Genomic DNA, 19,887 nt, shown 5'->3' on the forward strand with positions numbered 1-19,887 from the left:
TAATACTTTGAGGGGAGGTGAAAGGCAATGGCAGACGTATTAGAGCGTGTATCAAAAATTATTGTAGACCGCCTTGGCGTTGATGAGGCTGACGTGAAAATGGAAGCTTCATTTAAAGAAGATTTAGGCGCTGATTCCCTTGATGTAGTTGAGCTAGTTATGGAACTTGAAGATGAGTTCGATATGGAAATTTCTGACGAAGATGCTGAAAAAATTGCAACAGTCGGTGACGCTGTGAACTACATAAATAGCCAGCAATAAGCGTAACAAAGTCCCGTCTACTTTCGACGGGACTTTGAAAATTTATGTTAGTTTCAACACATTCAGCTGATCAATTGTCAGCCTTTTTCAGATGCTGGGAGCAATGTTTCCCTGCATGTAGAAAGAGAGACTCCATATAATCAGTATCCTTAAAGGCGATTACGCCTACCTGGAGGTTGCTATGCCAAAACAATATAAAGACAAACAGAAACAGAGCAAAAAACTAGAGCAATTTAGAGAATTCCAGCAGCGCATTTCTGTACACTTTAAAAATGAAAAGCTTCTATATCAAGCATTTACACATTCCTCTTATGTGAATGAACACCGGAAAAAGCCATACGAGGATAATGAAAGACTTGAATTTTTAGGAGATGCTGTTTTAGAATTGACCATCTCTCAATTCTTATTTGCAAAATATCCAGCGATGAGCGAGGGAGATTTAACGAAACTAAGAGCGGCGATCGTATGTGAACCGTCACTTGTATCACTGGCACATGAGCTGTCCTTCGGAGACCTTGTTCTTTTAGGAAAAGGCGAAGAAATGACAGGCGGCAGAAAACGCCCAGCACTCTTAGCGGACGTATTCGAGGCGTTTATCGGTGCACTTTATTTAGATCAAGGGCTTGAGCCGGTTGAACGATTCCTAGAAGCGTACGTCTATCCGAAAATTAATGATGGAGCGTTCTCGCACGTCATGGACTTTAAAAGCCAGCTGCAAGAATTTGTGCAGCGCGATGGAAAAGGTGTGCTTGAATACCGGATCCTGCATGAAAAAGGGCCTGCACATAACCGGGAATTTGAAGCAAATGTATCCCTTCGAGGTGAAGTGCTCGGAATTGGAAATGGACGCTCTAAAAAAGAAGCAGAACAGCACGCTGCACAGGAAGCACTTGCTAAATTGCAGAAACATCATATGAACCAATAAAATCCCCCTCGTTATTCAGGGGGATTTCACTCTGTTTTCCATCATCTTTTTTCACTTCATATGGTAAGATGATAGTACTTTAAATACATAAGGAGGATCACTCTCATGTTCCTCAAACGTTTAGACGTGATAGGATTCAAATCATTTGCACAGCGAGTGACCGTGGACTTTGTTAAAGGGGTCACAGCTGTTGTTGGACCAAACGGAAGCGGCAAAAGTAATATTACCGATGCCATCCGCTGGGTACTTGGAGAACAATCAGCGAAAAGCCTCCGCGGAGGAAAAATGGAAGATATCATTTTTGCAGGAAGTGACTCAAGAAAAAGAGTCAATCTAGCAGAGGTGACTTTAACGTTAGATAACGAAGATCACTTTTTACCGATCGATTTTCATGAAGTCAGTGTGACAAGAAGGGTTTATCGTTCAGGCGAAAGTGAATTTCTCATAAACAATCAATCTGTCCGCTTAAAGGATATTATTGATCTTTTCATGGATTCAGGTCTTGGAAAGGAAGCTTTTTCAATCATCAGCCAAGGAAAGGTAGAGGAAATTCTATCAAGCAAGGCAGAAGAGAGAAGAAGTATTTTTGAAGAAGCGGCTGGCGTTTTAAAATATAAAACAAGAAAGAAAAAAGCCGAAAATAAACTGTTTGAAACGCAGGACAACTTAAACCGAGTAGAAGATATTCTGCATGAACTAGAAGATCAAGTAGAACCATTAAGAATGCAAGCATCCATTGCAAAAGACTATTTGCAAAAAAAAGAAGAGCTTGAAAATGTCGAAATTGCCCTAACTGTCCATGACATCGAAGCACTTCATGAAAAATGGACAACACTTGGTGAAGCAGTCGAGCGCTTCAAACAAGATGAAATGAAGCAGTCTACAGATATCCAAGCAAAAGAAGCCAAAATTGAAGAGTCGAGAGACCGCATTCAAGCGCTTGACGAATCAATTAATGACCTGCAAGAAGTTCTTCTTTTCACAAGTGAGGAATTAGAAAAGCTTGAAGGAAAAAAAGAAGTGCTAAAAGAGCGGAAAAAAAATGCCGCTGCAAACCAAGGACAGCTTGAAGAAACGCTCGTTCGCTTAACTGAAAAGCAGTCGCTGTTAACCGAAAAGATTGAGCAGCAGAAAATCACGCGTGACAGTCTGCAAAAAGAAGTACACCAGCTAAAAGATGAAGTGAAAACAAAGCAGCATCAACTGTCGCTTCATAGTGAAGATGTGGAAGGTCAAATTGAACAGCTGAAAAGCGATTATTTTGATCTGCTCAATGAACAGGCTTCCATCCGTAATGAACGTAAATTACTAGAAGAACAGCAGCGCCAAGCAGCGATGCAGCTAGAGCGGCTGACGCAAAATAACCAAAAACATATCGAAGAACGAGTGTCTGTCAAAGAAAAGAAAACAGAAGCTGAGCAGCAGCTTTCAGCACTGGAAGAAGACATTCTGGCTCAAGTCAAACGTTTTAGAGAGGCAGAACAAAAGCTTGAGCAAATAAAACGTCAATACGAGAAAAAAGAAACGGCTCTTTACCAAGCCTATCAATACGTACAGCAGGCAAAATCCAAAAAAGAAATGCTTGAATCCATGCAAGAAGACTTCTCAGGCTTTTTCCAAGGAGTGAAAGAGGTCTTAAAGGCAAAAGAACGGTTAGGCGGTATTCATGGTGCCATTGCAGAGCTGATTCAAACGGATCAGCAGTATGAGACAGCGATTGAAATTGCACTGGGTGCAGCCACGCAGCACGTCGTTACAGAAAATGAAGCAGCTGCGAGACAAGCGATTGGATACTTAAAGCAGCATTCATTTGGACGTGCAACCTTCCTGCCAATGAACGTGATCAAAGAAAGAATCATTCAGCTCAGAGATGTTCAAACAGCAGAGCAGCATGCTGCATTTATCGGCGTAGCGAGTCACCTCGTTTCCTTCGATGAAAAGTATCAAAAGGTGATTCAGAATTTGCTTGGAACTGTGCTGATCGTTAGAGACTTAAAAGGCGCCAATGAACTGGCGAAAATGCTTGGACATCGTTACCGCATCGTGACCCTTGATGGAGATGTCGTAAACCCCGGCGGTTCAATGACTGGTGGTGGCGTAAAGAAAAAGAACAACTCTCTTCTTTCAAGAAACCGGGAGATCGAAACGTTAACAAAGCAGCTCGTTGAAATGGAAGAGAAAACAACGATCCTTGAAAAAGAAACAAAAGAAACGAAGCAATTGATCAGAGTTAACGAAAGCCAATTAAACGAACTGCGTCAGCGCGGCGAAACACTTCGTGAAAAGCAGCAAGATCTCAAAGGGAAGCTATACGAACTGCAAGTTGCAGAAAAAAATATCAATGCTCATCTTGAACTCTATGATCAAGAAAAAGAAGAATTGCAGCAGCGTTCTACTGAACTCGCGGATAAGGATAAAAAGCAGGTCGCTCTTGAAGCCTCTATAGGTGAGAAACTGACGGCTTTAGATCAAGAGATCAATACATTAACAAAGCGTAAGCAGACGCAAAGCTCAACGAAAGAAACCATTTCAGCTGAATTAACAGACCTGAAAATCTCGCTTGCCAAAAAAGAGCAGTCCTTAGCGAATGAACAAGAAAAGCTTTCGAGCTTAATGGCTGAATTAGAAGAAGCTGAACAGACGCTGATGGAAACAAAAGAAGATCTGTCACTCTTAACAAGTGAAATGTCATCTAGTTCAAGCGGAGCCGAACAACTGGAAGAAGCAGCGAAAGAGAAGCTGGAAAACAAAAACAAAACAACCGCCCTCATTTCAGAGCGTCGTAAGCAGCGTCTCGCTCTTTCTGAAACATTAGAATTCGCTGAACGTGAGCTTAAAGAACAAAAACGTTTGTATAAGCAGCTCACCACAAGCTTAAAAGATGAAGAGATTAAGCTTGGCCGTATGGAAGTCGAGCTCGATAACCTGATCGCTTATTTGAACGATGAATATGCTCTTTCATTTGAAGGAGCAAAAGAGATGTATCAGTTGACGTTATCGCCAGATGAAGCAAGAAAACGAGTGAAGCTGATCAAACTAGCCATTGAAGAGCTTGGAACAGTAAACTTAGGCAGCATTGACGAGTATGAACGTGTGAATGAACGCTATCTTTTCTTAACAGAACAGCGAAATGATCTGACAGAAGCGAAAAATACATTATTCCAAGTCATCGAAGAAATGGATCAAGAGATGACAAAGCGTTTCTCTGAGACATTCTCTCAAATCCGCGGTCACTTTGAATCTGTTTTCCAAGCATTATTTGGCGGCGGAAGAGCAGATCTTAAGCTGACAGATCCAAATGATTTACTCAACTCTGGCGTTGATATTGTCGCGCAGCCGCCAGGGAAAAAACTGCAAAACTTAAGCCTTCTTTCAGGCGGAGAGAGAGCCTTAACAGCGATCGCCTTACTATTCTCTATTTTAAAAGTGAGACCTGTTCCATTCTGCGTGTTAGATGAGGTAGAAGCGGCACTTGATGAAGCAAATGTTTTCCGTTTTGCGCAATATTTAAAGAAATACAGCCAGGAAACACAGTTCATTGTCATTACGCACCGCAAGGGAACAATGGAAGAAGCCGATGTGCTCTACGGCGTGACCATGCAGGAATCAGGTGTTTCTAAGCTTGTATCTGTCAAACTAGAAGAAACGAAAGAGCTTGTCCAGTAATTAAAGGAGGTTTTGAACCAATGAGCTTTTTTAAGAAATTAAAAGAAAAATTTACGCAGCAAACCGATTCAGTATCAGAAAAGTTTAAAGACGGACTCGAAAAAACGAGAAACTCCTTCCAAGGAAAAGTGAATGAACTGATTTCTCGCTACCGCAAAGTCGACGAAGACTTTTTTGAAGAGCTGGAAGAGGTTCTGATCGGCGCTGATGTCGGTTTCACAACTGTGATGGAACTGATTGATGAGCTGAAAAAAGAAGTGAAATTAAGAAACATTCAAGACCCAAGTGAAGTACAAGCGGTCATTTCTGAAAAACTGGTTGATATCTACAATAGCGGAGAGGAACAAATCTCTGCGCTGAACATTGAAGACGGGCGTTTGAATATCATTTTATTTGTAGGCGTCAACGGTGTTGGAAAAACAACGACTATCGGCAAGCTTGCAAATAAGCTGAAAAATGAAGGGAAATCCGTCATTTTAGCAGCAGGTGATACGTTCCGTGCCGGTGCCATCGAGCAGCTTGAAGTGTGGGGAGAGCGTTCAGGTGTTCCTGTCGTCAAACAAACGGCAGGCTCTGATCCAGCAGCGGTGATCTATGATGCCGTTCAATCAGCAAAAGCGAAAAATGCGGATGTCCTCATCTGCGATACAGCAGGAAGACTTCAAAACAAAGTGAACTTGATGAAAGAGCTGGAGAAAGTCAAGAGAGTCATTGAGCGCGAGGTTCCAGATGCACCTCATGAAGTATTGCTTGCTCTTGATGCGACAACGGGTCAAAACGCCATGGCACAAGCCAAGGAATTTTCGAAAGCGACAAATGTGACAGGGATTGCTTTAACAAAGCTTGACGGTACTGCAAAAGGCGGGATCGTTCTTGCAATTCGAAATGAGCTGAACATTCCCGTGAAGCTTGTCGGTTTAGGTGAAAAGGTGGACGATCTGCAAGAGTTTGATGCAGAATCGTATGTGTATGGATTATTCTCAGACGTGATTGATCAACAAGACTAATACAAAAATGCCGGCGAAACTGCTGGCATTTTTATTTATACGCCGCTTCATGAAGTGACAAGATAAAAACTTGACACACAGAAGAGAACCGTGTAAACTTAGTTGATGTAAAGGGAATGAACTTAACAAAGGGGAGAGAGCCCATGACGCTTGAAAAAACAACGAGAATGAACTACTTGTTTGACTTCTATCAATCGTTGTTGACCGCAAAGCAAAAGAGCTACATGTCGCTTTACTACCTAGACGATTTTTCCCTCGGTGAAATTGCGGATGAATATGAAGTATCAAGGCAGGCTGTTTATGATAATATTAAACGGACTGAAGCGATGCTTGAACAATATGAAGAAAAGCTGCTCTTGTTTAAGAAATTTAAAGAGCGTAAAGAACTTCTCAAAAAAATGAGAGAGCTTGTAGCTGATTCTGCGCAAACAGAAGAAGCAGAAGCTTTAATTGAATCGCTTGAGAAATTAGATTAGGAGGCGGCACAGTATGGCATTTGAAGGATTAGCCGACCGACTGCAGCAGACGATTTCAAAAATCCGCGGCAAAGGAAAAGTGTCAGAGCAAGATGTAAAAGAAATGATGCGCGAGGTACGCCTTGCCCTTCTTGAAGCTGACGTCAATTTTAAAGTAGTCAAAGACTTTGTGAAAAAAGTAAGTGAGCGGGCAGTTGGGCAAGAGGTCATGAAAAGCCTTACCCCTGGACAACAGGTTATTAAAGTTGTAAAAGAAGAACTCACTGAATTAATGGGCGGAGAAGAGAGTAAGATCGCTGTAGCGAAAAAATCTCCAACCGTCATTATGATGGTTGGTCTTCAAGGGGCAGGTAAAACAACCACCACTGGGAAGCTTGCCAATTTACTTCGCAAAAAACATAATCGCAAGCCGATGATGGTAGCTGCTGATATTTACAGACCAGCAGCGATCCAGCAGCTTCAAACGCTTGGGAAACAGCTTGATATGCCGGTGTTTTCATTAGGTGATCAAGTCAGCCCTGTCGAAATTGCCAAACAGGCAATTGAAAAAGCGAAAGAAGAACACCATGATTATGTCATTTTAGATACAGCAGGACGTCTTCATATCGATGAAGAATTAATGGATGAACTTCAGAAAGTAAAAGAAGTAGCAAATCCAGAAGAAATTTTCCTAGTTGTTGACTCTATGACAGGTCAAGATGCTGTCAATGTCGCGAAAAGCTTTAATGAACAGCTTGGTTTAACGGGTGTCGTTCTAACAAAACTAGACGGTGATACAAGAGGCGGTGCAGCACTTTCTATTCGAGCTGTCACCAACACGCCGATTAAATTCGCTGCGCTAGGAGAAAAGCTTGATGCGATTGAACCATTCCATCCGGAGCGGATGGCATCAAGAATTCTTGGCATGGGAGATGTGCTCACGCTGATTGAAAAAGCACAGGCAAACGTCGACCAAGATAAAGCGAAAGAGCTTGAGCAAAAAATGCGGACAATGAGCTTCACGCTCGATGATTTCCTCGAGCAGCTTGGCCAAGTTCGGAATATGGGTCCACTTGATGAACTGATCCAAATGATGCCGGGAGCCGGTAAAATGAAAGGGCTCAAAAACGTCCAAGTAGACGAAAAGCAGCTCAATCATATTGAAGCGATCATTAAATCAATGACGACCAAGGAAAAAGAACAGCCAGAGGTCATCAATGCAAGCCGTAGAAAACGGATTGCAAAAGGAAGCGGAACATCTGTACAGGAAGTCAATCGCCTTTTAAAGCAATTTGATGAAATGAAAAAGATGATGAAGCAAATGACCAACATGTCCAAAGGAAAGAAAAAGGGCTTTAAATTACCATTTATGTAATTGGTTATACATGATAAAACCGTTGTTAAGAAAAAACACTTTACAAACCCTTTTATCATTGTTAATATACTATCTTGTTGAAATATTTTCGGAGGTGCTAGTAAAATGGCAGTAAAAATTCGTTTAAAACGTATGGGAGCAAAAAAATCTCCTTTCTATCGTATTGTTGTAGCAGATTCTCGTTCACCACGTGACGGTCGTTTCATCGAAACAGTTGGAACTTACAACCCAGTGGTATCACCAGCTGAGGTGAAAATCAACGAAGAATTAGCGCTTAAATGGCTTCAAAATGGTGCGAAACCATCTGATACAGTTCGCAACCTTTTCTCAAGCCAAGGAATTCTTGAAAAATTTCATAATGCGAAAAACAGCAAATAATGAATGAGCTGTCCTTGGAAGAATTGATTGTGTCCATCGTCGAGCCACTTGTTGATTTCCCTGAAGATATTCACGTATCTTCATTAGAAAAAGATGAGCAGCTGATTTACACACTGTCTGTCAATGCTGAAGATACCGGAAAAGTGATCGGAAAGCAGGGACGTACAGCAAAAGCGATACGAACAGTCATTTTTGCAGCAAGTGCAGAGTCTTCTAAGAAAGTTCAACTTGAGATTGCTGACTAAAAAGGGAGAGGGCTTAGGACCTCCCCTTTTTTTACACGTTTAAATCTATTTTTCGTTATACTGTAGAGGACAAATGCCTTCGGATAGGGGGACAAAAAGGAAGATGCAGATCATTCAACATGTCACCGTGATGCAAGTATTAACTGAAAGCAGTAAGGACAAACTGTTAACGACTTTTTTGGAGAAAAAAGAAAGACTAGAACGTGAATGCAATCAACTATATTTTCAACTAAAAAAACATGAAAAAGAACCACATCAGCAAGAAGCCATCCCTCAATTTCAAAAAGCGATCGATAAAAGGCAAGAGAAGATCCGGCAAATTGATTTTCAAGTAGAGCAGCTGCATATTTTGCCGCTTGGAAGTGAAATGAAAGAAACAGAAGTGGATGCATTGGTTGAAGTAAAAATAGGTGATAAATGGGATGACAAGATGCAAGATAATGTCATCGTCGTGAAAGACGGCACCATTGTGGAAATACGTCAGGGGTGATTGAGAACATGGAGCTAGAATGGTTGAATGTTGGAAAGATCGTCAATACACACGGAGTGCGCGGAGAAGTACGCGTCGTGTCAAAGACGGATTTCCCAGAAGAGCGCTACAAAAAGGGAAGCGTCCTCTATATTTTTAAGCAAGGTCAAAGCGAGCCGCTGAAAGTGACTGTCGCATCACATCGGCAGCACAAACAGTTTGATCTGCTCACATTTGAAGAAATCAACTCATTAAATGAAGCAGAGCATTTGAAAGAATCAATCTTAAAGGTAGAAAAAGAACATCTTGGGTCATTAGACGAAGGAGAATTTTATTTCCACCAAATCATTGGCTGTGAAGTATACGATGAAGAGGACAAGCTGATCGGCCAAATCAAAGAAATCCTTACGCCAGGGGCAAATGATGTGTGGGTGGTTGGAAGAAAAGGCAAAAAAGATGCCCTCATTCCATATATACCATCTGTCGTCAAAAAGATCGATATCTCATCCAAAACCGTACACATTGAAGTGATGGAAGGACTTATTGACGAATGAAAATCGATTTCTTAACCCTTTTTCCTGAAATGTTCGAAGGTGTGCTTCACTCATCGATCCTAAAAAAAGCACAGGAGAAAGAAGCTGTCTCATTTCAAGTCGTCAATTTTAGAGAGTATTCGGATCATAAGCATAAAACAGTGGATGACTATCCGTATGGCGGCGGTGCTGGTATGGTACTGAAAGCGCAGCCCGTATTTGATGCGGTAGAAGATTTAACGAAGAAAGCAAGCACGAAGCCCCGAATCATTCTTGTCTGTCCTCAAGGGGAAAGATATACACAAAAGAAAGCAGAAGAACTTGCAAAAGAAGAGCATCTTATGTTCATTTGCGGCCACTATGAAGGCTACGATGAGCGCATCAGGGAGCATCTTGTCACAGATGAGATCTCAATCGGAGATTTTGTCCTCACAGGCGGAGAGCTGCCAGCGATGATGATTGCAGACAGTGTGGTCAGGCTTTTGCCTCATGTGCTTGGAAAAGAAGCGTCTCACATCGAAGATTCATTCAGTACAGGTCTGCTTGAGCACCCGCACTATACAAGGCCTGCGGAGTATAAAGGACTAAAAGTGCCGGATGTGCTTCTCTCTGGAAATCATGCCAAAATTGAAGAGTGGCGGCGCAAAGAATCCTTGAAGCGAACCTATACAAGAAGACCAGATTTGATCGATTCTTGCAAAACATTAACGGATGAAGAAAAAAGATGGCTTTGGCAGCTTCATAATGACTAGATTGTATTGCACACGGCATAGAGGTATGGTATGATACTACTTGTGACTTGGACGGCTTGCTGATCCAAGTTTGAAAACGATGTTCCGCTGCAATGAAGAAAGAGGACATGAGCATCTGTTGGAAGGAGTTGAAAACGATGCAACATTTGATTGAAGAAATCACAAAAGAACAATTACGCACTGATCTTCCTGCGTTCCGTCCTGGTGACACTTTACGTGTACACGTTAAAGTTGTCGAGGGTACTCGTGAGCGTATCCAGATCTTTGAAGGTGTTGTAATTAAGCGTCGTGGTGGTGGAATCAGCGAAACTTTCACAGTTCGTAAGATCTCTTACGGTGTAGGCGTTGAGCGTACATTCCCTGTACACACACCAAAAATCGCTAAGATCGAAGTTGTACGTCACGGTAAGGTACGTCGTGCGAAACTTTACTACCTACGTGAACTTCGCGGTAAAGCGGCTCGTATCAAAGAAATCAGACGATAATGATATCAAAGGAAAGAGCTTGTTACCTGTAACAGGCTCTTTTTTTGTACAATGTATAAAGATAACGGTAGAAGAAAGAAGGTGCACATATGACGATTCAATGGTTTCCAGGCCATATGGCAAAAGCAAGACGTGAAGTCACAGAAAAATTAAAGCTCATCGACATCGTATTTGAATTAACCGATGCAAGAATTCCGATGTCCTCTAGAAACCCAATGATCGAAGAAATCCTTCAAAACAAACCCAAAATCATGCTCTTAAACAAAGCAGATAAAGCAGATCCTCGTATGACAAAGGAGTGGCAGGCGCATTTTGAGCAACAAGGCGTTCGGTCACTTGCTATTAACTCTGTCGATGGACAAGGCTTAAATCAGATCATCACGACTTCAAAAGAAATTTTAAAAGAAAAATTCGACCGCATGAAAGCAAAAGGCGTCAAACCACGTGCAATTCGAGCACTGATTATCGGGATTCCCAACGTCGGAAAATCGACCTTAATCAATCGTTTAGCAAAAAAGAACATTGCCAAAACAGGAGACCGGCCTGGTATTACGACATCACAGCAATGGGTAAAGGTAGGGAAAGAACTAGAACTGCTCGATACCCCTGGAATCCTCTGGCCGAAGTTTGAAGATGAGCAAGTAGGACTCAGGCTTGCTGTGACTGGAGCGATCAAAGATTCGATCATCAACTTACAGGATGTCGCTGTGTATGCACTTCGTTTTCTAGAAGAGAACTACCCAGAGCGATTAAAAAAACGCTATGACCTAGCGGAGATACCTGAAGATACGGTTGAGCTGTTTAATGCAATTGGCACTAAGCGCGGCTGTCTAATGAGCGGGGGATTCATAAACTATGACAAAACCACCGAAATCATTATTCGGGATATTCGAACAGAAAAATTTGGTCCCCTCACTTTTGAGAAGCCTGAAAGCTAAAAGACACGCAGCTCATGCGGGTCTTTATTTTTTGCGAAAAACTGCCGATATAAAGAAGGAGGCTGCGAAAAAGCCTATGTACACGGTGAAACAAATAAAAGAACTTATAGAAAAGCATGCAGGCGACGAGTCCTACATTCGCGAGCTTGTGAAAGATGATACGAGAAAAAGTGTCCAAAAACTGATAGAAAAGTGGCACAAAGAGAGAGAAAAGCAGCAAGCACTGCGCGCAGCTTGGGATGACATGCTGCAATTTGAAAACAAAGCAAAGGCGCAGGGATACAAATGTATTGCTGGAATAGATGAAGCAGGAAGAGGACCGCTTGCCGGCCCAGTTGTGGCAGCAGCCGTTATATTAAAGGAAGAGACAGTCCTGCTCGGTTTAAACGACTCAAAGCAATTATCTGAGCAAAAAAGATTGGCTTATTATGATTTAATTCAAAAAGAAGCACTTGATATCGGAATCGGCATTGTTGATGCGGCGACGATTGATGAAATCAATATTTATGAAGCATCAAGACTGGCAATGGTAAGAGCTGTGGAGCAGTTAACTCATACACCAGATTATCTACTCATAGATGCCATGACACTCCCGCTTTCTACTCACCAAGAGAATATCATCAAAGGAGATGCAAAAAGTGCATCCATTGCAGCAGGTGCATGTATTGCGAAGGTGACAAGGGATCAGATGATGGAAGAGTACGGGCGTAAGTATCCTGAGTATCAATTTGAAAAACATAAAGGGTACGGAACGAGAGAGCACCTGGCTGCGATTCAAACACATGGTGCTACCCCCATCCACCGATTATCGTTTGCGCCAGTGAAATCTGTTATATCATAAATTTTAATCTAAGGAGGCTGCCTGTGATGACAAGAGTTGAGGACATACATACAGCACTGAATAGCCGGCTGAATACGGCCGAATCGGTTCCATTAAACACCGAAGGGAAGGAAAATGTTCATCGGCTGATTCTCGGTAAAGTACTAAAAATGCTTGGAGATGATACAGCCCTTGTTCAAATAGGTTCAACGAAAATAAAAGCACAGCTGGCGGCCCAGCTTAAAGCAGACGCATTTTATTGGTTCCAATTTGAACAAGAGGGTGGAGGCAGCCTCAATAAACTAAGACCCGTTCAGCAATTTGATCAAGATCCTAAGACATTAAAGGATGCAGCAGCCAAACTATTAGAAGGTCTTTCACTTAAAAATGGGCTTGAAAACATGCTGACGGCTACAGCTTTTTTAAAGGAAAAGTCCGTCATCAATGAAGGAGAGTTAAAAACGGCAGTGAAGTGGATCGAACAGCTTCAAGGAGCTGATGTGAAGAAAGGGCTCCAGGCACTCCTCTTTGCTTTAAAGAAAGATTTACCGATCCAGCAAGGGGTGCTTCAATCTATTTTAGCTGTAAAATCACCCTCTGCCCTTCATCAGGATATAACAGCGCTATTAAATCAATTAACACAGCTTCCGAAGCACACAGATGCCACACAGACCCTTATACAAGCCGTTCGGTCAGTTGTAGATGCAGAGACAGCCGTCCATGCAGAAAAGCTCTTGTCGGTCCTTCTAGCAGCGAGAGAAGGAGAGGCGAAGCAAGGCGGCAGTTTACCAGTAACGACTCAGCTCAATCCGTCTCAGCAAAAAGAAAATAGCCATGCGCCAATCGTTCAAGAGCGTCAGCCGTCCCAAGCTCTTCAGACAAACGTGCAGCAGTCAACAAGTCCAAAAGGGCTGCAAATCCCGCTTCAGCAAATTGAGCGGATACTGGCAAGCTTGATGAAACAAGGTGCAGACGGGCAGCAAGAGCCTAACTTAAAACAGCTTACAGCATTGCTTCAAGGACTCCAGCAGGCAGGCTCTCAGCCTGACGCAAAAGCAGCTGTACTGCAAAAAGAGTTTCCCTTCCTGTCAAAAAGAGAGGCGAAAGCTTTGGCTCAGGTGGTGCAGCAGACTGAACCAACATTAAGCAATAAAACCGATGTGCTCGATTTACTTATGACGATGAAAAAGGCAATAGGTGTGCGTGATGAAATTGGTATGCTGAAACTGCTTGAAAAAGGCAGCCAGGATGTCAAAAGTCAGGAGCTGCACCAATTAAAGCTTACCTTAAATGATGTGAGACATTCGGATTTACCAGAGCCCATTAAAAAAGAAGTGGATCAATTGTTTCATAGATTAAATGGGCAGTTATTTGTGCAGCAGGAGAACCAAACCGTCAGTCAAATGATGGTTTCCTATCCTCTTTTCTCAAAACATAGTGTTCAAGATTTAACCTTTATTCTAAAGGGACATAAGAAAAAAGATGGCTCTATTGATATTTCTCAATGCCGCCTCATGTTTTACTTGAACATGGAAAACCTTGAAGAAACTTTAATAGACTGTACGATTCAGCAAAAGGTCATGTCAATTACTGTCGAGACAGCTCATGAACTGCAAGGAACCATTAATCCGATGATTCCGGCTGTTCGGGAGAATTTAAATGCTCTAGGATACAGTTTGACGGGAATTACAGCAAAAAAGAGACAAGAGCCAGTAGATCCGTCTCAATTTATAGATGAACACTTTCATAAAATCAGCGAGAAAGGGCTGGACTTACGAGTATGAAGGATTCAAAACCGCTTAGAAGAGCGGTCGCTCTGCATTACGATGAAGAAAAACAAAAGGCGCCAAAAGTCGTTGCAACAGGCAGCGGCTATGTGGCAGATCATATTATTGAAGAAGCAAAAAAGTCGGGAGTCCCTATCCAGGAAGACCGTAATTTAGTCGAACTCATGCGCCACTTAACACTAGATGAGGAGATCCCTGAAGCATTATACGATACTGTAGCAGAAATTTTTTCGTTTATCTACAGGTTAGATCAAAAAATGAAAAAATAAGGTAAAAAAAGTGATTTGGCTGAAAAATTTATATTTTTAATAAAATAAAAGTTTGAATGTTTAGAAGGATTTTACGATTTTACATAGAACCCTAGACATTCTCTTTTTTATTCTTTAAAATGAAAGCGCAGTCTATTTTATAATTTTTGTTTCTACATATGTTGGGAGGATGGGAAATGAATATCCATGAGTACCAAGGAAAAGAAATCTTAAGAAAATATGGGGTTTCAGTTCCAAATGGTAAAGTAGCATTTACACCTGATGAAGCAGTGAAAGCATCAGAAGAGCTAGGGAGCTCTGTATATGTCGTAAAAGCACAGATTCATGCAGGCGGCCGTGGTAAAGCAGGCGGGGTAAAAATTGCAAAAACGAAAGATGAAGTGAAAGGGTTTGCAGAGGAATTGCTCGGCAAGACACTTGTCACACATCAAACAGGGCCTGAAGGGCGCGAAATAAAACGCTTACTTATTGAAGAAGGCTGCGATATTCAAAAGGAATACTATGTTGGACTAGTTTTGGACAGAGCGACATCAAGAATTGTATTGATGGCATCTGAAGAAGGCGGTACTGAAATTGAAGAAGTAGCAGAAAAAACGCCAGAAAAAATCGTCAAAGTGGTCATCGATCCAGCGATTGGCCTGCAAGGCTATCAGGCGAGAGAAGTGGCATTTAAAATTAATATTCCAACAAAATTAGTTGGCCAAGCTGTTAAGTTTATGACAAGCCTTTACAATGCGTTTATTGAAAAAGATTGTTCAATTGCTGAGATTAATCCACTTGTTGTAACAGGCGATGGAAAAGTCATGGCACTTGATGCAAAATTAAACTTTGATAGCAATGCCTTATATAGACAAAAAGATATATTAGAATACCGTGACCTTGATGAAGAGGATCCAAAAGAAATTGAAGCATCTAAATATGACCTAAGCTACATTTCTTTAGATGGAAATATTGGCTGTATGGTCAATGGAGCAGGTCTTGCGATGTCTACAATGGATATCATCAAGCATTACGGCGGGGACCCTGCAAACTTCCTGGATGTTGGCGGCGGTGCAACAGCTGAAAAAGTAACGGAAGCATTTAAAATCATTTTATCTGATCAAAATGTCAAAGGGATTTTCGTGAACATTTTTGGCGGCATCATGAAATGTGATGTGATTGCAGAAGGTGTTGTTGAAGCGACGAAACAAGTCGGCTTAACATTACCACTTGTTGTACGTCTTGAAGGAACAAACGTTGAATTAGGGAAGAAAATCCTGAGTGATTCAGGCTTAAATATCACTTCTGCTGAGTCTATGGCTGACGGGGCAGAAAAGATTGTATCTTTAGTCAAGTAGAGCAGAAAGGCAGGGAACCTAAATGAGTGTATTTATTAATAAAAATACGAGAGTAATTGTTCAGGGGATTACCGGTTCAACCGCATTGTTCCATACAAAACAAATGATTGAGTACGGAACAAATATCGTTGGCGGTGTCACGCCTGGAAAAGGTGGAACTGAAGTAGAAGGAGTTCCTGTATTTAATACTGTATCTGAAGCAGTGCAGACAACTGGAGCGAACGCTTCTGTTATCTATGTACCAGCACCATTTGCGGCAGATGCCATTTTAGAGGCTGTTGACGCAGAAGTCGATCTCGTCATTTGTATCACTGAACATATTCCAGTGCTTGACATGGTCAAAGTGAAACGGTATATGGAAGGGAAAAAGACAAGACTAGTTGGACCAAACTGCCCAGGTGTCATCACACCTGAAGAATGTAAAATTGGTATCATGCCTGGCTACATTCATAAAAAAGGTCATGTGGGTGTTGTTTCTCGTTCTGGAACGCTTACATATGAAGCGGTACATCAGCTTTCAGAAGCTGGCGTTGGTCAATCGACAGCTGTAGGAATCGGGGGGGACCCGGTAAATGGGACAAACTTTATTGATGTTTTAAAAGCATTCAATGAAGACCCTGAAACACATGCTGTGATTATGATCGGTGAAATCGGCGGTACGGCTGAAGAAGAAGCAGCTGAATGGGTAAAAGCAAATATGACAAAACCAGTCGTTGGCTTTATTGGCGGTAAAACGGCGCCTCCAGGAAAACGTATGGGACATGCTGGTGCTATTATTTCTGGTGGTAAAGGCACAGCTGATGAAAAAGTAAAAACAATGCGGGAATGTGGAATTGAAGTGGCAGAAACACCATCTGTCATGGGAGAAACATTGATTAAAGTATTAAAAGAGAAGAATCTCTTCGAAGCTTGTAAAACGCATTAATGACACAAGAAGACTTGTTCTTTGACAAGTCTTCTTCTTTCTATCTTAAACTGGAGGAATGGTATGTACAACGTGTCCGAAAGAATGATTTTTCACCGCTTAAAAGGCCTCATCTCACCCTCATTATTAACAAAATGGTGGAAAGTCGATCCTGAACTATATATAAATGAAGAAACACATCATTTTAAACAGGATCGAGCATTACAAACGATCGACTTTACCCGCTTAAAACAAGCTGAAGAAAATGAATTCCCCATTTTTCAACACATCGTTCAAGCCTATTTAACGCAAAACATTCACATGATTCCCATCACATCACCCTTATATCCCAGCACACTAAAAAATATTTATGATCCTCCCCCTGTGTTATTCCTAAAAGGAAACGTATCATATTTAAATGAAGAAAAAAGTTTAGGTGTAGTCGGCACAAGAATTCCATCATCTTATGGAGAAGCATGTGTGAAGAAAATTGTTGGTGAGCTTGTCAAGGAAGAGTGGATGATTGTCAGTGGTTTAGCTAAAGGAATCGATGGACTGGCACATAAAGAGTGCATCAGGAAAAAAGGGAAAACAATCGTCATTATAGCAGGCGGCTTTCAGCATTTATACCCAAAAGAACATGCACAAATGGCTCAATACATGGGCGAACATCATTTGCTTTTGTCAGAGCATCCACCTTATGTCAAACCAGAAAAGTGGCATTTTCCAATGAGAAATCGTTTAATTAGTGCATTGACGAAAGGGACCATCGTGATTCAGTGCAAAGAAAAGAGCGGTTCTCTTATTACAGCCTATCAAGCGCTTGAGCAAGGCAAAGAAGTATTTGCAGTTGCCGGATCCATCTTTGATTCTAATTCCACAGGTCCGGCAAGACTCATTCAGCAGGGGGCAAAGCTTGTTCATTCCACAAAGGATATTTTAGAGGAATTCTCCTTCCACAGCGTTCAATATACTGAACTCTCATAAAATATCGTTTGACAAAAGACATCGGAATATTTAATAATAGTGAGGATTTAAGTTTACACTTTGTTTTTCGTGTTTATAATGATGTTCATCATAAAGAATTTTTAATGATTGCCTGTTAGATAGGTGCAATTAACATAAATATGAATTGTGAAATGTATAAAGAGAGAACACCTCTTAAGGGGGATTTTGAGTATGGCTGATTATTTAGTCATCGTTGAGTCGCCAGCAAAGGCGAAAACGATTGAGCGTTATTTAGGAAAAAAGTATAAAGTAAAAGCTTCAATGGGGCACGTAAGGGATTTACCGAAAAGTCAGCTCGGTGTTGACACTGAGCATGACTTCGAACCGAGATATATTACGATTCGCGGGAAAGGCCCAGTTTTGAAAGAATTAAAAACAGCAGCGAAAAAAGCAAAGAAAGTCTATCTCGCAGCTGACCCCGATAGAGAGGGAGAAGCGATTGCTTGGCATTTAGCACACAGCCTTGACCTTGACCTCTCTTCTGACTGCCGCGTTGTTTTTAACGAGATTACAAAGGATGCGATTAAAGATTCCTTTAAGCATCCACGTATGATCAATATGGACTTAGTTGATGCGCAGCAGGCAAGACGGATCTTAGATCGTCTCGTTGGGTATAAAATCAGTCCGATTTTATGGAAGAAAGTGAAGAAGGGCTTAAGTGCCGGACGTGTTCAATCAGTTGCACTCCGCCTGATTATTGATCGCGAGAATGAAATTAATGAATTTAAACCAGAAGAATACTGGACAATTGACGGTACATTCCTTAAAGGAAAAGAAAGCTTCGAAGCGAGTTTCTTTGGCCTCAATGGCAAAAAACATCCATTGAAAACAAAAGAAGATGTAAAAGAAATCCTTTCGAAATTAAAGGGAAGCAAATTCTCTGTAGAGAAAGTAACGAAAAAAGAGCGAAAACGTAATCCAGCCGTTCCGTTTACGACTTCTACTTTACAGCAGGAAGCTGCAAGAAAATTAAACTTCCGTGCGAAAAAAACAATGATGATTGCACAGCAATTATATGAAGGAATTGATCTTGGTAAAGAAGGAACAGTCGGTCTCATTACATATATGAGAACGGACTCAACACGTATTTCCAATACGGCGATTGAAGAAGTATCTGCTTTCATTGATCAGACGTACGGCAAGAATTTCTTAAATACAACAAAACGCCCGGCCAAAAAGAATGAAAATGCACAAGATGCTCACGAAGCCATCCGCCCGACTTCTACGTTAAGAAAACCGGCAGATGTCAAGCACGTGCTAAGCCGTGATCAGCTTCGTTTGTACAAATTGATTTGGGAACGATTCGTGGCAAGCCAAATGGCGCCGGCTGTTCTTGATACAATGAGTGTGGATCTTGATCATAACGGTCTTACTTTCCGTGCGAATGGAAGTAAAGTGAAATTTCCTGGGTTTATGAAGGTTTATGTGGAAGGAAAGGACGACCAGCTAGAGGAAAAGGACAAAATGCTTCCTGATCTGAAAGAAGGGGACACAGTTCTTTCAAAAGATATCGAACCTGAACAGCACTTCACACAGCCGCCTCCGCGTTACACTGAGGCAAGATTGGTCAAAACACTTGAAGAGCTTGGTATAGGCCGTCCATCTACGTATGCACCAACATTAGATACAATTCAAAAGCGCGGCTATGTCGCACTTGATAATAAACGATTTACTCCGACAGAGCTTGGAGAGATTGTACTCAACTTAATCATTGAATTCTTCCCTGAAATCATTAACGTTGAATTTACAGCGAAAATGGAAAAGGAACTTGATAGTGTTGAAGAAGGTACGATCGAATGGGTTCGTATTATCGACAGCTTCTATCAAGACTTTGCAAAACGGGTAGAAAAAGCTGAAGCAGAGATGCAAGAAGTTGAGATTGAGCCGGAATACGCAGGTGTTGATTGTGAAGAGTGCGGACATCCGATGGTGTACAAAATGGGTAGATACGGCAAGTTCATGGCGTGCTCTAACTTTCCTGACTGCCGTAACACAAAACCAATTGTCAAAGATATCGGTGTCAAATGCCCGTCATGTCATGAAGGAAACATTGTTGAACGAAAATCGAAAAAACGCCGCATTTTTTATGGCTGTGATCGTTTTCCAGAGTGTGAATTCGTCTCTTGGGACAAACCAATTGAAAGAAAGTGTCCAAAATGCGAAAATATGCTTGTAGAGAAAAAGCTGAAAAAAGGCGTTCAAGTTCAATGTGTCAACTGTGATTATAAAGAGGAACAACAAAAATAGCGGTGAGCAGCCTTGTTCACCTGCTT

At 41.6% G+C, this 19,887-nt stretch carries 20 protein-coding genes; all 20 read left to right on the forward strand.

Annotated features, from left to right (window positions below; all coding sequences use genetic code 11):
* The first annotated feature begins 27 nt into the window (after positions 1–27).
* The 20 genes from acpP to topA all read left to right on the forward strand — a co-directional run bounded on the left by acpP (position 28) and on the right by topA (position 19,861).
* Positions 28–261: an acyl carrier protein gene (gene acpP, locus BAE31_RS04415; protein ID WP_003212028.1), complete on the forward strand. Its 234-nt coding sequence runs from the start codon at positions 28–30 to the stop codon at positions 259–261.
* A 181-nt stretch (positions 262–442) separates the two neighbouring features.
* The gene (gene rnc / locus BAE31_RS04420; protein WP_008344850.1) at positions 443–1,186 is read left to right on the forward strand and encodes a ribonuclease III; all 744 of its coding nucleotides are present in this window, start codon (positions 443–445) and stop codon (positions 1,184–1,186) included.
* A 105-nt stretch (positions 1,187–1,291) separates the two neighbouring features.
* Positions 1,292–4,852, forward strand: a complete 3,561-nt coding sequence (gene smc / locus BAE31_RS04425; RefSeq protein WP_076839557.1) for a chromosome segregation protein SMC — start codon at positions 1,292–1,294, stop codon at positions 4,850–4,852.
* A gap of 20 nt (positions 4,853–4,872) precedes the next feature.
* The gene (gene ftsY / locus BAE31_RS04430) at positions 4,873–5,859 is read left to right on the forward strand and encodes a signal recognition particle-docking protein FtsY (protein WP_024424194.1); all 987 of its coding nucleotides are present in this window, start codon (positions 4,873–4,875) and stop codon (positions 5,857–5,859) included.
* A gap of 143 nt (positions 5,860–6,002) precedes the next feature.
* Positions 6,003–6,335, forward strand: a complete 333-nt coding sequence (locus BAE31_RS04435; RefSeq protein WP_012009935.1) for a putative DNA-binding protein — start codon at positions 6,003–6,005, stop codon at positions 6,333–6,335.
* Positions 6,336–6,348: 13 nt separating this feature from the next.
* Positions 6,349–7,689 (forward strand): signal recognition particle protein, encoded by a 1,341-nt coding sequence (ffh, locus tag BAE31_RS04440; RefSeq protein ID WP_024424193.1) that lies wholly within the window; start codon positions 6,349–6,351, stop codon positions 7,687–7,689.
* A gap of 105 nt (positions 7,690–7,794) precedes the next feature.
* Positions 7,795–8,067, forward strand: coding sequence for a 30S ribosomal protein S16 (rpsP, locus tag BAE31_RS04445; RefSeq protein ID WP_008344841.1), 273 nt, complete (start codon positions 7,795–7,797; stop codon positions 8,065–8,067).
* The gene (locus BAE31_RS04450; protein WP_041108963.1) at positions 8,067–8,312 is read left to right on the forward strand and encodes a KH domain-containing protein; all 246 of its coding nucleotides are present in this window, start codon (positions 8,067–8,069) and stop codon (positions 8,310–8,312) included. The genes rpsP and BAE31_RS04450 overlap by 1 nt, the downstream gene beginning before the upstream one ends.
* Before the next feature lie 103 nt (positions 8,313–8,415).
* A complete protein-coding gene (locus tag BAE31_RS04455; RefSeq protein ID WP_024424191.1) occupies positions 8,416–8,802 on the forward strand; it encodes a YlqD family protein in 387 nt (128 codons plus the stop codon).
* Positions 8,803–8,810: 8 nt separating this feature from the next.
* Positions 8,811–9,335, forward strand: a complete 525-nt coding sequence (gene rimM, locus BAE31_RS04460; RefSeq protein ID WP_024424190.1) for a ribosome maturation factor RimM — start codon at positions 8,811–8,813, stop codon at positions 9,333–9,335.
* Complete coding sequence (gene trmD / locus BAE31_RS04465; RefSeq protein ID WP_041108965.1) at positions 9,332–10,066, forward strand: tRNA (guanosine(37)-N1)-methyltransferase TrmD; 735 nt, start codon at positions 9,332–9,334, stop codon at positions 10,064–10,066. Before rimM ends, trmD begins: the two co-directional genes overlap by 4 nt.
* A 137-nt stretch (positions 10,067–10,203) precedes the next feature.
* Positions 10,204–10,551 carry a 50S ribosomal protein L19 gene (rplS, locus tag BAE31_RS04470; RefSeq protein ID WP_008354510.1) on the forward strand — a complete coding sequence of 116 codons (348 nt, stop codon included), beginning with the start codon at positions 10,204–10,206 and terminating at the stop codon, positions 10,549–10,551.
* An 89-nt stretch (positions 10,552–10,640) separates the two neighbouring features.
* The gene (gene ylqF, locus BAE31_RS04475; RefSeq protein ID WP_076839558.1) at positions 10,641–11,489 is read left to right on the forward strand and encodes a ribosome biogenesis GTPase YlqF; all 849 of its coding nucleotides are present in this window, start codon (positions 10,641–10,643) and stop codon (positions 11,487–11,489) included.
* A gap of 76 nt (positions 11,490–11,565) precedes the next feature.
* Positions 11,566–12,330: a ribonuclease HII gene (locus tag BAE31_RS04480; RefSeq protein WP_076839560.1), complete on the forward strand. Its 765-nt coding sequence runs from the start codon at positions 11,566–11,568 to the stop codon at positions 12,328–12,330.
* Positions 12,331–12,356: 26 nt separating this feature from the next.
* A complete protein-coding gene (locus BAE31_RS04485; protein ID WP_076839561.1) occupies positions 12,357–14,093 on the forward strand; it encodes a glycosyltransferase in 1,737 nt (578 codons plus the stop codon).
* Positions 14,090–14,365: a FlhB-like flagellar biosynthesis protein gene (locus tag BAE31_RS04490; protein ID WP_003211418.1), complete on the forward strand. Its 276-nt coding sequence runs from the start codon at positions 14,090–14,092 to the stop codon at positions 14,363–14,365. Before BAE31_RS04485 ends, BAE31_RS04490 begins: the two co-directional genes overlap by 4 nt.
* Before the next feature lie 176 nt (positions 14,366–14,541).
* Positions 14,542–15,702, forward strand: coding sequence for an ADP-forming succinate--CoA ligase subunit beta (gene sucC / locus BAE31_RS04495; RefSeq protein ID WP_024426972.1), 1,161 nt, complete (start codon positions 14,542–14,544; stop codon positions 15,700–15,702).
* A 22-nt stretch (positions 15,703–15,724) separates the two neighbouring features.
* On the forward strand, positions 15,725–16,627 hold the full coding sequence (sucD, locus tag BAE31_RS04500; RefSeq protein WP_007499624.1) for a succinate--CoA ligase subunit alpha: 903 nt from the start codon (positions 15,725–15,727) through the stop codon (positions 16,625–16,627).
* A gap of 63 nt (positions 16,628–16,690) precedes the next feature.
* On the forward strand, positions 16,691–17,593 hold the full coding sequence (dprA, locus tag BAE31_RS04505) for a DNA-processing protein DprA (protein WP_076839563.1): 903 nt from the start codon (positions 16,691–16,693) through the stop codon (positions 17,591–17,593).
* 192 nt (positions 17,594–17,785) lie between these two features.
* Entirely contained in the window at positions 17,786–19,861 is a 2,076-nt protein-coding gene (gene topA, locus BAE31_RS04510; protein ID WP_041108973.1) for a type I DNA topoisomerase, read from the forward strand.
* Positions 19,862–19,887: the final 26 nt, after the last annotated feature.

Origin of the sequence: Bacillus sp. I-2, from assembly GCF_001974945.1 — a bacterium.
Taxonomy (GTDB): Bacteria; Bacillota; Bacilli; order Bacillales; family Bacillaceae; genus Bacillus; species Bacillus safensis.

Excerpts from the sequence above, each read along its gene's own strand:
- acpP (WP_003212028.1), top strand. The coding sequence starts at position 28 with ATGGCAGACGTATTAGAGCGTGTATCAAAAATTATTGTAGACCGCCTT.
- rnc (WP_008344850.1), top strand. The coding sequence starts at position 443 with ATGCCAAAACAATATAAAGACAAACAGAAACAGAGCAAAAAACTAGAG.
- smc (WP_076839557.1), top strand. The coding sequence starts at position 1,292 with ATGTTCCTCAAACGTTTAGACGTGATAGGATTCAAATCATTTGCACAG.
- ftsY (WP_024424194.1), top strand. The coding sequence starts at position 4,873 with ATGAGCTTTTTTAAGAAATTAAAAGAAAAATTTACGCAGCAAACCGAT.
- BAE31_RS04435 (WP_012009935.1), top strand. The coding sequence starts at position 6,003 with ATGACGCTTGAAAAAACAACGAGAATGAACTACTTGTTTGACTTCTAT.
- ffh (WP_024424193.1), top strand. The coding sequence starts at position 6,349 with ATGGCATTTGAAGGATTAGCCGACCGACTGCAGCAGACGATTTCAAAA.
- rpsP (WP_008344841.1), top strand. The coding sequence starts at position 7,795 with ATGGCAGTAAAAATTCGTTTAAAACGTATGGGAGCAAAAAAATCTCCT.
- BAE31_RS04450 (WP_041108963.1), top strand. The coding sequence starts at position 8,067 with ATGAATGAGCTGTCCTTGGAAGAATTGATTGTGTCCATCGTCGAGCCA.
- BAE31_RS04455 (WP_024424191.1), top strand. The coding sequence starts at position 8,416 with ATGCAGATCATTCAACATGTCACCGTGATGCAAGTATTAACTGAAAGC.
- rimM (WP_024424190.1), top strand. The coding sequence starts at position 8,811 with ATGGAGCTAGAATGGTTGAATGTTGGAAAGATCGTCAATACACACGGA.
- trmD (WP_041108965.1), top strand. The coding sequence starts at position 9,332 with ATGAAAATCGATTTCTTAACCCTTTTTCCTGAAATGTTCGAAGGTGTG.
- rplS (WP_008354510.1), top strand. The coding sequence starts at position 10,204 with ATGCAACATTTGATTGAAGAAATCACAAAAGAACAATTACGCACTGAT.
- ylqF (WP_076839558.1), top strand. The coding sequence starts at position 10,641 with ATGACGATTCAATGGTTTCCAGGCCATATGGCAAAAGCAAGACGTGAA.
- BAE31_RS04480 (WP_076839560.1), top strand. The coding sequence starts at position 11,566 with ATGTACACGGTGAAACAAATAAAAGAACTTATAGAAAAGCATGCAGGC.
- BAE31_RS04485 (WP_076839561.1), top strand. The coding sequence starts at position 12,357 with ATGACAAGAGTTGAGGACATACATACAGCACTGAATAGCCGGCTGAAT.
- BAE31_RS04490 (WP_003211418.1), top strand. The coding sequence starts at position 14,090 with ATGAAGGATTCAAAACCGCTTAGAAGAGCGGTCGCTCTGCATTACGAT.
- sucC (WP_024426972.1), top strand. The coding sequence starts at position 14,542 with ATGAATATCCATGAGTACCAAGGAAAAGAAATCTTAAGAAAATATGGG.
- sucD (WP_007499624.1), top strand. The coding sequence starts at position 15,725 with ATGAGTGTATTTATTAATAAAAATACGAGAGTAATTGTTCAGGGGATT.
- dprA (WP_076839563.1), top strand. The coding sequence starts at position 16,691 with ATGTACAACGTGTCCGAAAGAATGATTTTTCACCGCTTAAAAGGCCTC.
- topA (WP_041108973.1), top strand. The coding sequence starts at position 17,786 with ATGGCTGATTATTTAGTCATCGTTGAGTCGCCAGCAAAGGCGAAAACG.